Source organism: Geodermatophilus sp. SYSU D01186 (assembly GCF_054050215.1).
The window spans coordinates 109984-123960 of sequence record NZ_JBJGYW010000014.1; the positions used below are offsets into that span (position 1 = coordinate 109984).

Annotated in this window: 13 protein-coding genes; 6 read left to right on the plus strand and 7 right to left on the minus strand. The window is 74.8% G+C overall.

All coding sequences use genetic code 11. The features are described from left to right. Positions 1-11: 11 nt before the first annotated feature. Positions 12-1022, minus strand: a complete 1011-nt coding sequence (locus ACI784_RS12470; protein ID WP_456925281.1) for a YihY/virulence factor BrkB family protein — start codon at positions 1020-1022, stop codon at positions 12-14. Positions 1023-1104: 82 nt separating this feature from the next. Between ACI784_RS12470 and ACI784_RS12475 the strand changes: the two genes are divergently transcribed. Next, positions 1105-1575: a heme-degrading domain-containing protein gene (locus tag ACI784_RS12475; RefSeq protein WP_456925282.1), complete on the plus strand. Its 471-nt coding sequence runs from the start codon at positions 1105-1107 to the stop codon at positions 1573-1575. A 69-nt stretch (positions 1576-1644) separates the two neighbouring features. Here the strand turns inward: ACI784_RS12475 and ACI784_RS12480 are convergent, their stop codons facing one another. The 4 genes from ACI784_RS12480 to ACI784_RS12495 form a co-directional block, all read right to left on the minus strand. Then, on the minus strand, positions 1645-2478 hold the full coding sequence (locus tag ACI784_RS12480; protein WP_457013692.1) for an ABC transporter permease: 834 nt from the start codon (positions 2476-2478) through the stop codon (positions 1645-1647). Next, on the minus strand, positions 2475-3467 hold the full coding sequence (locus ACI784_RS12485; RefSeq protein ID WP_457013693.1) for an ATP-binding cassette domain-containing protein: 993 nt from the start codon (positions 3465-3467) through the stop codon (positions 2475-2477). The genes ACI784_RS12480 and ACI784_RS12485 overlap by 4 nt, the downstream gene beginning before the upstream one ends. Positions 3468-3605: 138 nt before the next feature. Next, complete coding sequence (locus tag ACI784_RS12490) at positions 3606-4286, minus strand: response regulator (protein WP_457013694.1); 681 nt, start codon at positions 4284-4286, stop codon at positions 3606-3608. Beyond that, entirely contained in the window at positions 4283-5902 is a 1620-nt protein-coding gene (locus ACI784_RS12495; RefSeq protein ID WP_457013695.1) for a sensor histidine kinase, read from the minus strand. Before ACI784_RS12495 ends, ACI784_RS12490 begins: the two co-directional genes overlap by 4 nt. Before the next feature lie 188 nt (positions 5903-6090). Between ACI784_RS12495 and ACI784_RS12500 the strand changes: the two genes are divergently transcribed. From ACI784_RS12500 to ACI784_RS12510, 3 genes are all read left to right on the plus strand, one after another. Next, positions 6091-7518 (plus strand): cation:dicarboxylate symporter family transporter, encoded by a 1428-nt coding sequence (locus tag ACI784_RS12500; protein ID WP_456925287.1) that lies wholly within the window; start codon positions 6091-6093, stop codon positions 7516-7518. Positions 7519-7642: 124 nt separating this feature from the next. After that, complete coding sequence (locus ACI784_RS12505) at positions 7643-8053, plus strand: VOC family protein (protein ID WP_457013696.1); 411 nt, start codon at positions 7643-7645, stop codon at positions 8051-8053. 48 nt (positions 8054-8101) lie between these two features. Then, positions 8102-8371: a YciI-like protein gene (locus ACI784_RS12510; protein ID WP_457013697.1), complete on the plus strand. Its 270-nt coding sequence runs from the start codon at positions 8102-8104 to the stop codon at positions 8369-8371. Positions 8372-8648: 277 nt separating this feature from the next. Here the strand turns inward: ACI784_RS12510 and ACI784_RS12515 are convergent, their stop codons facing one another. After that, on the minus strand, positions 8649-10433 hold the full coding sequence (locus tag ACI784_RS12515) for an FAD-dependent oxidoreductase (RefSeq protein ID WP_457013698.1): 1785 nt from the start codon (positions 10431-10433) through the stop codon (positions 8649-8651). A 264-nt stretch (positions 10434-10697) separates the two neighbouring features. Here ACI784_RS12515 and ACI784_RS12520 point away from each other — a divergent pair, with 264 nt between their 5' ends. Further along, on the plus strand, positions 10698-11867 hold the full coding sequence (locus tag ACI784_RS12520; protein ID WP_457013703.1) for an LLM class flavin-dependent oxidoreductase: 1170 nt from the start codon (positions 10698-10700) through the stop codon (positions 11865-11867). Between the two features lie 137 nt (positions 11868-12004). On the opposite strand, the gene ACI784_RS12525 is transcribed toward ACI784_RS12520, so the two are convergent. Continuing rightward, on the minus strand, positions 12005-13381 hold the full coding sequence (locus ACI784_RS12525) for an FAD-dependent oxidoreductase (RefSeq protein ID WP_457013699.1): 1377 nt from the start codon (positions 13379-13381) through the stop codon (positions 12005-12007). A 268-nt stretch (positions 13382-13649) separates the two neighbouring features. Between ACI784_RS12525 and ACI784_RS12530 the strand changes: the two genes are divergently transcribed. Continuing rightward, positions 13650-13977 (plus strand): cold-shock protein (locus tag ACI784_RS12530; RefSeq protein WP_457013700.1); only part of this gene is annotated, 328 nt, incomplete at its 3' end.

Here is a 13977-nt window from a genome sequence, read left to right on the forward strand (position 1 = left end):
GCGGGGCCGCCTCAGTCCTGCGCGTGCGGCTCCGGCCGGCCGTCGTCGGCCCCCTCCTTCTCGAAGGCGACGTCGACCCGCTGGTGCCGCACCGCCCGCTGGGCGCGGGCGGCCTCGGCGAACACCCGCTCGTCGCCCTCGGTGAGGTCGTCGTGGTCGACGAACGGGGTGAGCAGCGCCCGGGGGTGGAGGGAGTCGACCCGGACGACGTTGACCTCCGCGCACAGCACCAGCGCGACGGCCGCCAGGTAGATGAACGCGACCAGGCCCAGGACCAGCGCGAACACCGCGTCGACGGCGCTGGCGTTCGCGACGACGCGGGCGACGTACACGCCGCCGAAGGACTGCAGGAGCTGCCACAGCACCGCGGCGGCCAGGGCGCCGGGGAGCACCTGCCGGGTGCGGAGCCGGCGCGCGGTGGTGATCCGGAAGCCGAGCACGAACACCGCGGCGTTCACCAGCACCGACCCCACGGTCACCAGGACGTGCACCGCCCCGCTGAACCCGCCGCCGTAGGCCGCTGCGCCGCTGCCCAGTGCGGAGAGCACGGTCGAGGCGAGCACCAGCACCCCGAGGGTGCACAGCAGCAGCAGGCTGCGGCCGCGCGCGGTGATCGGGTCGGGCCGGTTGTGCCGGGGCACGGCCCACACGGTGTTCATCGTGTGCTGCATCGCCTGCCCGAGCCCCAGCGCGCCGTAGAGGGCGACCAGCCCGCCGACGACCACCCCCGTGAAGCCGCCGCCGAGTGCCTCGGGCGTGCCCAGCTGCTCGCCGATGACGGGGAACTCGGCGAGCGCGGAGTCCAGTAGCTGCCGCTGCAGCTCGGGGTTGCCGGCCAGCACCAGCCCCAGCACGGTGGCCAGGAGCAGCAGCACCGGGAACAGCGCCAGGAAGCCGTAGTAGGTGATGAGCGCGGCGAGGAAGTGGCCGTCGTCGTCGAAGAACTTGTAGAGCACCGCGATCGGGAACCCCGCCGCGGGGTGCCGCCGCTGGAACCGGTCCACCCGTTCGGTGACTGTCATCGCGCACCCCTGTCGGCTCGGGTGCCCCACCTCTACCCCGTCCCGCCGACGGCCGCGCGCGCACGCCGGGTAGGAAGGGGCCATGGCCGACGCCTTCCCCGAACTCGCCGAGCTCGCCGCCGAGGAGCGGGAGCTGCAGTTCAGCAGCTTCACCAACGACGACGCCTGGGACCTCGGCGCCGCGCTCGTGGCGGCCGGCCGCCGGGACGCCGCGCCGGTCGCGGTCGCCGTCGTCCGCAACGGCCACCGGCTGTTCTCCGCCGCCCTGACCGGGGCGACCCCCGACAACGAGCGGTGGATCGAGCGCAAGACGCGGGTGGTGCACCGCTTCGGGCACAGCAGCCTCTACGTGCGGCAGGCCTCCATCGAGCGCGGGACGACGTTCGAGGAGGAGTTCGGGCTGGACCCGGCCCGGTACGCCGCCCACGGGGGCGCCTTCCCCGTGATCGTGCGGTCGGTGGGCCCCATCGGCGCGGTCGTGGTCTCCGGGCTCCCGCAGGTCGAGGACCACCGCATGGTCGTCGCGGCGATCCGTGCGCACCTGGGCCGCTGAGCCCGCGCAACTCCGGGGAAGGTTCTGCCCCGCGGCCAGTCCGGACCGCACGTTCCCCGGAGTTGCGCGTCAGCGGCTGCGGTAGAGCCGGGTGGTGACCGGCAGGAACACCGCGGCCAGACCGGCAGCCACCGCCAGGGAGACGCCGATCGCGACGCCGTCGGACTGCCCCGCCATCAGCGACCGCGACGCCGTCGCCAGCACCGAGACGGGGTTGACCTCGACGAAGGCGGCCAGCGGCCCGGGCAGGGTGTCGGGGTCGACGAAGACGTTGGACAGGAACGTCAGCGGGAAGATGCCGGTGAACCCGGCGTTCATCACCGCGTTCGGCGAGCGCATGAGCAGCCCGAGCACGGAGAAGACCCACGACAGGCCGAACGAGAAGACGACGACCAGCCCCAGCGCCGCCACCACCCCGGCCGCGCCGCCCTCGGGCCGGTAACCGAGCACCACGCCCAGCACGATGATCACCGTGCCGGCGATCACGTACCGGACGCTGTCGCCGAGCAGCGACCCCAGCAGCGGGGCCGGACGCCAGATCGGCAGCGAGCGGAACCGGTCGACCACGCCCTTGGTGAGGTCGGTGTTGAGCGAGACGCCGCTGTAGACGGTGGTGAACAGCACCGACATCACCAGCATCCCGGGCAGGATGTACTGCAGGTACGCGCTGGTGGAACCGGCGATGGCGCCGCCGAACAGGTACGTGAACATCAGCACGAACATCACCGGCGTCACGGTGACGTCGAGCAGCTGCTCGGGCACGTGCCGGACCTTGAGCATGCCCCGCCAGCCGAAGGTGAGCGCCGCCGTGAGCGGGCCCGGGCGCGGCGGCCGCGCGGTGGAGGCGATGGCCCGGCGGACGGCGGCGGTGTCGGCCGAGTCGCGAGTGACGGTGGTGGTCATGACGCACGCTCCTGCGCGGGGGACGCGGGCTCCCGGTCGCCGTCCTCCGCGGCGTGGCCGGTGAGGGCGAGGAAGACCTCGTCGAGGCTGGGCCGGTCGAGGGAGAAGTCGGCGATGCCGACGCCGGCGCGGGCCAGCTCGGCCAGGCCGAGGGCGGCCGTCGCGGCGTCGCCGCAGGCCGCCGACAGCGCGGCCGGGTCGTCGCCCGGGGTCACCGGACCGACCGCCCGCTCCAGCACGCCGGCCGCCGCCGCCCCCTGGCCGGGGTCGTTCAGGCGCACGTGCAGCGAGCCGGTGCCGACCGACGCCTTGAGCTGCCCCGGCGTGCCCTCGGCGATGACCCGGCCCCGGTCGATCACCGCCAGGCCGTCGGCGAGCTGGTCGGCCTCCTCCAGGTACTGGGTGCAGAGCAGGATCGTCGTCCCCTCGGCGACCAGCGCCCGCACGATCTCCCACACCTGGTTGCGCGAGCGCGGGTCCAGCCCGGTGGTCGGCTCGTCGAGGAAGAGCAGCTGCGGCGTGACGACCAGGCTGGCCGCGATGTCCAGGCGGCGGCGCATCCCTCCGGAGTGGTGCTTGACCAGCCGGCCGGCGGCCTCGGCGATGCCGAAGGCCTCCAGCAGCTCGTCGGCCCGGGCGCGGGCCGCGGCGCGGCGGTGGCCGAACAGCCGCGCCAGCAGGACCAGGTTCTCCCGGCCGGTGAGCTCCTCGTCGACCGAGGCCAGCTGCCCGGTGAGGCTGACCAGCCCGCGGACGGTGTCGGCCTCGGTGACCACGTCGTGGCCCAGCACGCGGGCGTGCCCGGAGTCGGGCTGGATCAGCGTGGCCAGCACGCGGATCGTCGTCGTCTTGCCCGCCCCGTTCGGGCCGAGCACGCCGTAGACGGTGCCGGCCGGAACGGCGAGGTCGACGCCCTCCACCGCGCGCGTGGCCCCGAAGGACTTGGTGAGACCGGTGGCCTCGATGGCCAGTGCGGAGTGTGCGGTCATCGTGCTCCCTCAGCCGGGTGTCCGGGCGCAGCGTCCCCTCTCCCTCTGACGGAATGTCCGCGCCGGGCTCGTCGCCCGCCACCGGTTTTCCGCGGGCGTGCCCAGCGTCGGGGTTCGAGCGCACTGGAGGTCAAGGGGTCACCGCCAGCGGTACTCCAGCTCCGGGCGGCCGGCGCCCCCGTACCGCGGCGCGCGGTCGACCAGGCCGGTGTCGGCCAGGTACTCCAGGTAGCGGCGGGCGGTGATCCGCGAGGCGCCGATCAGCTCCGCGGTCTCCGCGGCCGAGAGCCCCTCCGAGGTGCGGACGGCGGCGACGACGGCGTCCAGCGTCTCCCGGCCCATCCCCTTCGGCAGCGGCGCGGGCCGGCCGGGGCGGACGGCGCCGAGCACGCGGTCGACCTCGTCCTGGCCGGCGGCGTCCCCCGCGGCCGACAGCCGCGCGCGGTACTCGGCGTAGGCGGTCAGCCGGTCGCGCAGTGCCGGGTAGGTGAAGGGCTTGAGCAGGTACCCGACGACGCCGTGCGCGGCCGCCGCCCGCACGGTGGACAGCTCCCGCGCCGAGGTCACCGCGAGGACGTCGACCGGCACCCCGGCCGCCCGGATCCGCCGGCACAGCTCGACGCCGTGGGTGTCGGGGAGGTTCATGTCCAGCAGCACGAGGTCGACCGGCACCCGGGCCAGCGCGTCGAGGGCCGCGGCCCCGGTGCCGGCGACGGCCACGGTGCCGAAGCCCGGCGTCCGGTCCACGTAGGCGCGGTGCGCCTCGGCCGCGACCGGCTCGTCCTCCACCACGAGGACGCGGACGTCCGGGGAGGTCACGGCGCCGCCCCGACCGGCGCCCGCACCGGCAGGGAGACGACGAACTGCGCACCCGGGCCGGGGCGGACGCTGACCGTGCCCCCGTGCCGGCGCACCGCCTGCGCGACCAGCGCCAGCCCCAGCCCGCGGCCGAGCCCGGCCGGCGCGCCGGCGCTCTCCTTGGTCGACCAGCCCCGCTCGAAGACCCGCCGCACGTCCTCCTCGGCCACCCCGGGACCGGTGTCCTCGACCCGGATCTCCAGGTGCCCGCCGGTCACCTCCGCGGCCAGCTGCACCTCCCGGGGCGGGTCCCCGGCGAGGGCGGCGTCGATGGCGTTGTCGAGCAGGTTGCCCACGATGGTGACCAGGTCACCGCCGGGCAGGCCGGTCTCGCCCACCGCCGTCGCCGGGTCGATCTCCAGCAGCACGCCGCGCTCGTGCGCGGTCGCCGCCTTGCCCAGCAGCAGCGCGGCCAGCACCGGGTCGCCGACCGCGCCGACCACGCGGTCGGTGAGCCGCTGCGCGGAGGCGAGCTCGGCGGTGGCGAAGTCGACCGCCTCCTGGGTGCGGCCGAGCTCGACGAGGGAGACGGTGGTGTGCAGCCGGTTGGCGGCCTCGTGCGCCTGGGCCCGCAGCGACTCGGCGAAGGCGCGCACGCTGTCCAGCTCGCCGGTGAGCGCCTGCAGGTCGGTGTGGTCCCGCAGGGTCACCACGGTGCCGGCCGAGCGGTCGCCGGCCCGGGGCGGGGCCTGGTTGACCACCAGCACCCGGGTGCCGGTCACGTGCACCTCGTCGACGACGGTGCGCTGCTGGGTCAGCACCGCGGTCAGCTCCGGGGGCAGCCCGAGGTCGCCGACGTGCCGGCCGGCCGGGTCGTCGGCCAGGCCCAGCAGCCGCCGCGCCTCGTCGTTGACCAGCTGCACCCGCCCCTCGCCGTCCACCAGGAGCAGGCCCTCGCGCACGGCGTGCAGCACCGCGTGGTGGTACTCGAGCAGCCGCGCCAGCTCCGTCGGGGTGAGCCCGTGGGTCTGGCGCTGCAGCCGCCGGCTCAGCGCCCAGCTGCCCAGGCCGCCGACGGCGAGCGTGGCCAGGGCCGTGCCGGCGATCCCGGGGACGGCGGCGGCGAGGTCCTCCCCGATCGCGGCGACGGTGATCCCGGCCGAGACGAGGGCGACGACGTCGCCGTCGGCGTCCACCACCGGTCCGGTGGCGCGCACGGAGGGGCCGAGGGTGCCGGTGTAGGTCTCGGTGAACGTCTCCCCCGCCAGGGCAGGGGCGATCGTGCCGCGGAAGGGGCGGCCGATCTGCTCGGGGTCGGGGTGGGTCCAGCGGGTGCGGTCGGGCGCGAGGACGGTGATGAACGAGGTGCCGGTGTCGGCGCGGACCTGCTCGACGAAGGGCTGCAGCACCGCGGTCGGGTCCGGGCCGGTCACCGCCCCGAGCACCAGCGGCGAGTCCGCGAGGCTGGCCACGATCGCCGTCGTCTCCTGCTCGGCGGCCTGCTGCACGGCCTGGCGGGCGTCGAGGTAGGCCACGGCCGTCGCGGTGAGGACGACGACGCCGACGACCAGCGCCTGGAGCAGCAGCAGCCGCCGCGCCAGGCTCGCGTCACGGCGGTGCGGCAGGAAGGCGGGCACGCGGCGAGTGTGCCGCGCGGTGACGCCATCGCCACCGGCACCGTGCCCGCCACGGCCGTCGTGAACGCAATGAACGCATGGGTGACCGCCGTCACCACACCCGGGAGTGTGACTGGCGTCGCCCCGGACGGGGCACAGCACACCCGATCCGGGAGGCGAGTCGCCTCCGGCCGACGACAGGAGACGTCATGGCGTCAGGCACCGACCACGCGCAGCCGCCGGGAGCCACCCGGCGCAAGGACCGCACGCACTGGCTCTACATCGCCGTCATCGTCGCGGTGGTGGCCGGCATCGCGGTCGGCTTCCTGTTCCCCGGCTTCGCGACCGACCTGAAGTGGCTGGGAACCGCGTTCGTGGGCCTGATCAAGATGCTCATCGCGCCGGTCATCTTCTGCACGATCGTGCTGGGCATCGGCGCGATCCGCCAGGCGGCCAAGGTCGGCCGGATCGGCGGCCTGGCCCTGGGCTACTTCATCCTCATGTCGACCGTCGCGCTGGCGATCGGCCTGGTGGTGGGCAACATCATCCACCCCGGTGACGGGCTCCAGCTCTCCGACGAGCTGCGCGGCGAGGGCGCTGCACTGGCCGGCACCGCCGAGGAGAGCGGCGGCACCGTCGACTTCCTCCTCGGGCTGATCCCGACCTCCCTCCTGTCGGCCCTGACCGACGGGTCGGTGCTGCAGGCGCTGCTGGTCGCGCTGCTGGTCGGCTTCGCGATCCAGGCGATGGGCCGCTCCGGTGAGCCGCTCCTGCGCGGCGTCGGGCACCTGCAGAGGCTGGTGTTCCGGATCCTCGCCATGATCATGTGGCTGGCGCCGATCGGGGCCTTCGGGGCGATCGCGGCGGTCGTCGGCGAGACCGGCATCGACGCGCTGAAGAGCCTCGCGGTGATCATGATCGCCTTCTACGTGACCTGCGCGCTCTTCGTCTTCGTCGTCCTCGGGCTCATCCTGCGGCTGGTCGCCCGCGTCAACGTCTTCTCGCTCCTGAAGTACCTGGGCCGCGAGTTCCTGCTGATCGTGTCGACGTCCTCGTCGGAGACCGCGCTGCCCCGGCTGATCGCCAAGATGGAGCACGCCGGTGTGAGCCAGCCGGTCGCCGGCATCGTGGTCCCGACCGGCTACTCCTTCAACCTCGACGGCACGGCCATCTACCTGACGATGGCCTCGCTGTTCATCGCCTCGGCGCTGGGCGACCCGCTGACGATCGGCGAGCAGATCGGCCTGCTGGTCTTCATGATCATCGCGTCCAAGGGCGCGGCGGGCGTCACCGGCGCCGGCCTGGCCACGCTGGCCGGCGGGCTCTCGGCCCACCGCCCGGACCTGCTGGACGGCGTCGGCCTGATCGTCGGCATCGACCGGTTCATGTCCGAGGCCCGCGCGGTGACCAACTTCGCCGGCAACGCGATCGCCACCGTCCTGGTCGCCACCTGGACCAGGGAGCTCGACCGCGAGCAGCTGTCGGCGGCGCTGTCCGGGGAGAGCCCGTTCGACGAGACCACGATGATCGACGACCACGGCGACGCGGAGCCGCCGGCGTCCGGCAGCAACGCCGGCCCGGGCCAGCGGGACGCCGAGTCCGCCCAGCGGGAGGTCGCGCAGGCCTCGGTGCGCTGACCGACGCACGCGCGACGCGGAGCGCCCGGGCCCCTCGTGGGCCCGGGCGCTCCGTCGTCGGTGCAGGGACGTCCGGAGTCGCTACGGTGACCGTCCCCGCAGCCACCCGGAGAGAGGACCGCCCGTGAGCTCCCGCCTGAACCCCTACCTCAGCTTCAGCGACACGGCCCGGCAGGCCATGGAGTTCTACCGCGGGGTGTTCGGCGGGGAGCTCTCGCTGAGCACCTTCGGCGAGGCGGGCGGGGCCGAGGGCCCCGACGCCGACAAGGTCATGCACGCGCAGCTCGAGACGCCGGCCGGGTACACGCTGATGGCCTCCGACACCCCCGCGGGCATGGACCGCAGTGAGGGCAGCAGCATCTCGGTCAGCCTCAGCGGGGACGACGGCGAGGAGCTGCGCGGCTACTTCGCCAAGCTCTCCGACGGCGGCACCGTGACCATGCCGCTGGAGAAGCAGATGTGGGGCGACGAGTTCGGCATGTGCGTCGACCCGTTCGGCATCGCCTGGATGGTCAACATCTCCCAGCCCGCCTGACCGGCCGCGCCGCCGCGGTGCGCCGGCGGCCGGTGCCACAGTGGCGGCATGCACCTGGTCCTGGAGTACACGCTGGCCCCGGACTACCTGGAGCGCCGGGCGGCGCTGCGCGAGGAGCACCTCACCCTGGCCCGCGCCGCCCACGAGCGCGGTGAGCTCCTGCTCGCCGGCGCGCTGCCGGACCCGTACGACCGGGCCCTGCTCGTGTGGACCGCGCCCCGCGAGGTGGTGGAGCGGTTCGCCGAGACCGACCCCTACGTGGTGCAGGGCCTGGTGACGGGCTGGACGGTCCGCCCCTGGAACGTCGTCGTCGGCTGACGCTCCCGGGAGCATCGCAGCGAGCGCCAGCGAGCGAGGAGCGGACCGGGAGCGGAAGCCGACGAGTGGACGTCGTCGGCTGACCGGAGGGCGGGGGGCGCGGGCAACCGCCGCCCCCCGCGCCCGGGGGGCGACACCCCCCCCCCCCCCCGGCCCCCCCCCCGCCCCCCCCCCCCCCCCCGCCCGGCCCGCGCCCCGACCCCCCACGGGGGCCCGCGGGGGGCGCCCGGGGCCCCGGGCCCCCCGAACCCCGGCGCCCCCGCCCTCCGGTGGCGACTCAGCGGCCGAGCACGCTCCGCAGCGCCGCCGACAGCCAGTCCCGGGCCTCGTCGGCCGAGGACGGCGCGCCGAGCTGCCGGGCGGCGACGTAGAGGTCGGGCCGGACCAGCAGGACGCCGCCGTCCTCGATCTCGCGCAGCTCGGCCCAGGTGCCGTAGGGGTCCTCGACGGGCCGGCCGGGGCCGATCGACACCGGGGTGATCGTCAGCCCCAGCTCGGTGCCGAGCTCGGCCGCGGCGTCCAGCCACGCCTCCCCGCCGATCCCGGTGACGACGGCGAAGCGGCCGCGGCCGACCAGGTCCAGCGTCGAGGTGCGCACCCCGCCGACGGTGACCCAGGTGTGCGGGATCTTCGCGCCGGGCCAGGTGGTGGCCTGGGCGTACAGCACCGGGTCGCGGCGGTACTCGGGCATGGGCGTCCCGTCGGGGACGACGGCCGACGAGGCGTACCGCTGGTTGTGCTCGACCCCGTGGGCGTCGAACTCGTAGGCCTTGTACGCGATCGCCTCGCGCAGCGCGGTGCGGATCTTCTCGCCCTGCGGCCCCGGCGACTTCCACAGCGCCAGCTGCTCCTGCAGGTGGTCGGCCTCGGTGTGCTCCAGGTCCAGCGCGCTGAGGATCTTGCCGGTGTCGGCGATGCTCTGGTTGGCCCGCTCGACGATCTGCCGGGCGATCGGCGCCCGCTCGGCGTCGTAGCTGTCCAGCAGCGACGGGGCCGCCGTCCCCGCGACGACGTGGGCGAGCTTCCAGGCCAGGTTGTAGCTGTCCTGGATGGAGGTGTTCGAGCCCAGCCCGTTGGTCGGCGGGTGCCGGTGGATCGCGTCGCCGGCGCAGAAGACCCGGCCCTTCGCGATCGTCGTCGCGAAGTGGTGGTTGACCGTCCACGGCGAGCGCGACTTCACGTGCATCTCGAAGTCGTCGGTGCCGACCAGCGCCACGGCCAGCTCCCGCACCACCTCGTCGGTGAGGTCCGGCGGGCCGGCGGCGACCTCGTAGCCCCACATGAGCATCCACTCGTCCCAGGGCTTGATCATGCGCAGCACCCCGAGGCCGACGCCCTCCTTCTCGGCGCCCGGCTGGAGCATCCAGTAGAGGACCGAGGGGCGGTGCGCGACGAACCGGGAGAGGTCGGCCTCGAAGACGATGCTCAGCGCGCCGGCGACCGCACCCGGACCCTCGTAGGGAAGGTCGAGGTCGGCGGCGACCTTGCTCCGGGCGCCGTCGGCACCGATGAGGTACTTGGAGCGGATCGTGTACTCCGCGCCGGAGAGCCGGTCGCGCACCGTCGTCGTCACGCCGTCGTCGTCCTGGACGTGGGAGAGGTACTCGGTGTCGAAGCGGATCCGCGCGCCGCGCTCCTGGGCGGCCTGCACCAGGATCGGCTCGGTGATGGTCTGCGGGGCGTCGAGCATCGTCGTGGGGCTGGCCAGCTCGTAGTCGGCGTGCCGCACGGTGTCGGTGCCCCACGAGGGGATCCGCCCCAGCTCCTCGCCGGCCAGGCTGGTGCAGAACGTCGTGTTGCCCATGTACTGCCACGGCGTCGCCTCGCGCATCAGGCGCTCCTCGACGCCCATGTCGCGCATCGTCTCCATCGTGCGCTGGTTGGTGATGTGCGCCCGCGGGGTGTCCGAGAGCCGCCCGTACTTGGTGACCAGCAGCGTGGAGGTGCCGTAGGTGGCCAGGAACAGGGCCGCCGAGGCGCCGGCCGGTCCGGACCCGACCACGAGGACGTCGACCGCGACGGCCGCTCCTCCCGGGGTGGGCGTCGTCGCGGGGAAGCTCATGGAGGACCTCTTCTCGCACGGGGGATGTCGCGGACACCTGTCCGCAGCACGGCCACCCGATTCCAGTCGGTGCCCACCCGGCGTGTCAACCGTCACAGCGCGTCGGTGGACGACGGCCGCCCGTCCACCCGCCTCGCAGGCCGACAGCTGTGACCTGCGACATACTCGCCGGGGCCGCGGCCTGCCGCCCCGGCCCCGCAGCCGGCCCTGGTCGCTGCCCTTGGTCCACCGTCGTACCCGGAGGAGATCCCGCCCGTGAGCAAGATGCGCTTCGGCCTGTTCATGCCGCCGTTCAACAGCCCGCCCACCCAGAACGCGACGACCTCGCTGCAGCGCGACGTCGAGACCATCCAACTGATGGACCGGCTCGGCTTCGACGAGGCCTGGATCGGCGAGCACCACTCGGCGGCCACGGAGATCATCGCCGACCCGCTGACGTTCATCGCCCACGTCGGGGCGCTCACCCGGGACATCAAGCTCGGCACCGGCGTGGTCTCCATCCCGTACCACAACCCGCTCTGGGTGGCCGACCGTGCGATCCTCGTCGACCACCTGCTCCGCGGCCGGTTCATGCTCGGCGTCGGCCCGGGCTCGCTGCCCACCGACGCCGCGATGATCGGCCTCGAGCCCGCCCAGCTGCGCCCGGCCCTGCACGAGGACCTCGACGTGCTGCTGCGCCTGCTGACCACCGAGGAGCCGGTGACGGTGGAGACCGACCGGTACCGGCTGGTCGAGGCCCGGTGCCAGCTGGCCCCGTACCAGGACCCGTGCTTCGAGGTCGCGGTCGCCGCCACCGCCTCCCCCACCGGGCCCACCCTCGCCGGCAAGTACGGGCTGGGCATGCTCTCGGTCGGCGCGACCACCAAGGAGGGCTTCGACGTCCTCGCCCACCACTGGAACGTGCTGGAGGCCGAGGCGGCCGCGGCCGGCCGGCCGACCGACCGGTCCCGGTGGCGGCTGATGGGCCCGATGCACCTCGCCGAGACCCGCGAGCAGGCCGTGGAGGACATCCGCTACGGCTTCGACGCCTTCGTCGACTACACCCAGAAGACCCTCGCGCTGCCGCCGGTCCGCATCCCCGGCGACACCTTCGACGAGCGGCTGGCGTGGCTCGACGAGAGCGGGTGGGGCGTGGTGGGCACGCCGGACGACGCGATCGCGCAGATCCAGCGCCTGGTCGACCAGTCCGACGGCGGGTTCGGCTGCTACATCCTGCTGCAGCACGACTGGGCGAACTGGCAGGCCACCCAGCGCAGCTTCGAGCTGTTCGCCCGCCACGTGATCCCGGCCTTCCAGCCCTCCCAGCGGCGGCTGCTGGCCGCGGAGTCCTGGGCCCGGGGCAAGCACGCCGAGCTCGACGCCAAGAACGGCGCGGCGATCCAGGCCGCGTCCGACCGGTACGCCCAGGAGCGGGCGGCCGCCGGCCAGGCCTGACCCGGGCAGGGGTGCCGCCGGAGGCGCTCCGGCGGCGCCCCTCCCGAGCCACCGAGGAGGCACCCGTGGAGGCAGCCCCCTCCCACGCCCGGGAGGACGTCCGGATCGAGGACGTCGAGGAGCCCGCGCCCGGTCGCTCAGAGCAGCCGGACGTCGGCCTCCACGGCGTCGAACGCCTTGCGCGCGGCGATGAGCACCGGGTCCCACACCGGGGAGAACGGCGGGGCGTAGGACAGGTCGAGGGAGAGCACCTCGTCGACGCCCATCTCGTTCCAGATGCAGATGGCCAGGGCGTCGATGCGCTTGGCGGACTCCTCCCGGCCGACGATCTGCGCGCCCAGCAGCCGCCCGCTGCGCCGCTCGGCGATCATCTTGACCCGGATGGGCCGGGCACCCGGGAAGTAGCCGGCCTTCGTCGTGGAGTCGACGGACGCCGTGACGAAGGAGTACCCGGCCGCCTCCGCCTCGGCCTCCGACAGGCCGGTGCGCGCCGCCTCCACGTCGCAGATCTTGGTGATGGCGGTGCCGATGACGCCGGGGAAGGTGGCGTACCCGCCGGCGATGTTGATGCCGGCCACCCGGCCCTGCTTGTTGGCGTGGGTGCCCAGCGCCACCACGACGCGCTGGCCGGAGAGCCGGTGGCGGGACTCGACGCAGTCCCCCGCAGCCCACACCCCCTCGACGTCGGTGCGCATGCGCGCGTCGACGGCGACGCCGCCGGAGATGCCCAGCGGGATGCCGGCCTCCTGGGCCAGCCGCACCGCCGGCCGCACCCCGAGGCCCAGCACCACCAGGTCGGCCGGCAGCTCCCGGCCGCTCGCGGTGACCACGGCCCGCGCCCTGCCGTCGGCGCCGGTCTCGATGGCCGCGACCGGGTCGGAGAGCACGAGCTCGATCCCCTCCTTGCGCACTGCCTCGGCGATGAACTCCCCGACGTCGGGGTCGAAGGTGCCCACCGGCGTGGCCGACCGGTCGACGACGGTGACGTCGAGGCCGCGCACCCGGCAGGCCTCGGCGATCTCCAGCCCGATGTAGCCGCCGCCCACCACGACCACCCGGCGGACGCCGCCGCCGTCGAGCGCCGCGCGCAGGGCCACGCCGTCGTCGAGCACCTGGACGCCGTACACGCCGGGCGCGTCGATGCCGGGCACGGGCGGGCGCATCGGGACGCTGCCGGTCGCGTAGACCAGCTCGTCGAACGGCTCCACGCCCGAGCCGCCGCCGGCCAGGTCGCGCCAGTGGACGACCCGGCGGTCCAGGTCGATGCCGACCACCTCGGTGCGCATCCGGACGTCGATGCCGGCGGCCCGGTGCTGCTCCGGCGTCCGCGCGACCAGCGCGGCCTCGGACTCCACCGCGCCGCTGATCCAGTACGGGATGCCGCACGCCGAGTACGACGTCGCCCGGCCCCGCTCGAACACGACGACGTCGAGGTCCGGCCGCCGCTTGCGCGCCTGCGACGCCGCGCTGGCGCCGGCGGCGTCCCCACCCACCACGACCACCCGCTTGCCCACGAGCGCACGGTAGGGGCAGCCGGGCCACCGCGCCGGACGTGCGGACCGCGGCTGCCGGGGTAGGGCCCCCATGAGCGAGCGCCGGGGCGCACGCGCGGGCGTTGCTCGACACCTACGCCGACCAGGAACGGCGCCGGCTGACCTGAGCCTCCGGGCCCGGCGGGGAGATCGGCGCCGGGGCGGGGCAACCGCCCTCCGGGTGGGTAGGGCACCCTGGACGTGGGTGACGGGACCGACCCGTCGCGCCGGACGACGCAGGAGCAGGTACATGCCGCAGGGCACGGTGAAGTGGTTCAACGCCGACAAGGGCTTCGGGTTCATCGAGCCCGACGACGGCAGCCCGGACGTCTTCGTCCACTTCTCGGCGATCGCCGACACCGGTGGTTACCGCAGCCTGGACGAGGGCCAGCGGGTCGAGTTCGAGACCAGCCAGGGGCAGCGGGGCCCGCAGGCGGAAGGGGTCCGACCGGTCGGTGGGGCGCCGGGGGGGGGGGGGGGGGGGGGGGGGGGGGGGGGGGGGGGGGGGGGGGGGGGGGGGGGGGGGGGGGGGGGGGGGGGGGGGGGGGGGGGGGGGGGGGGGGCGGGGGGGGGGGGGG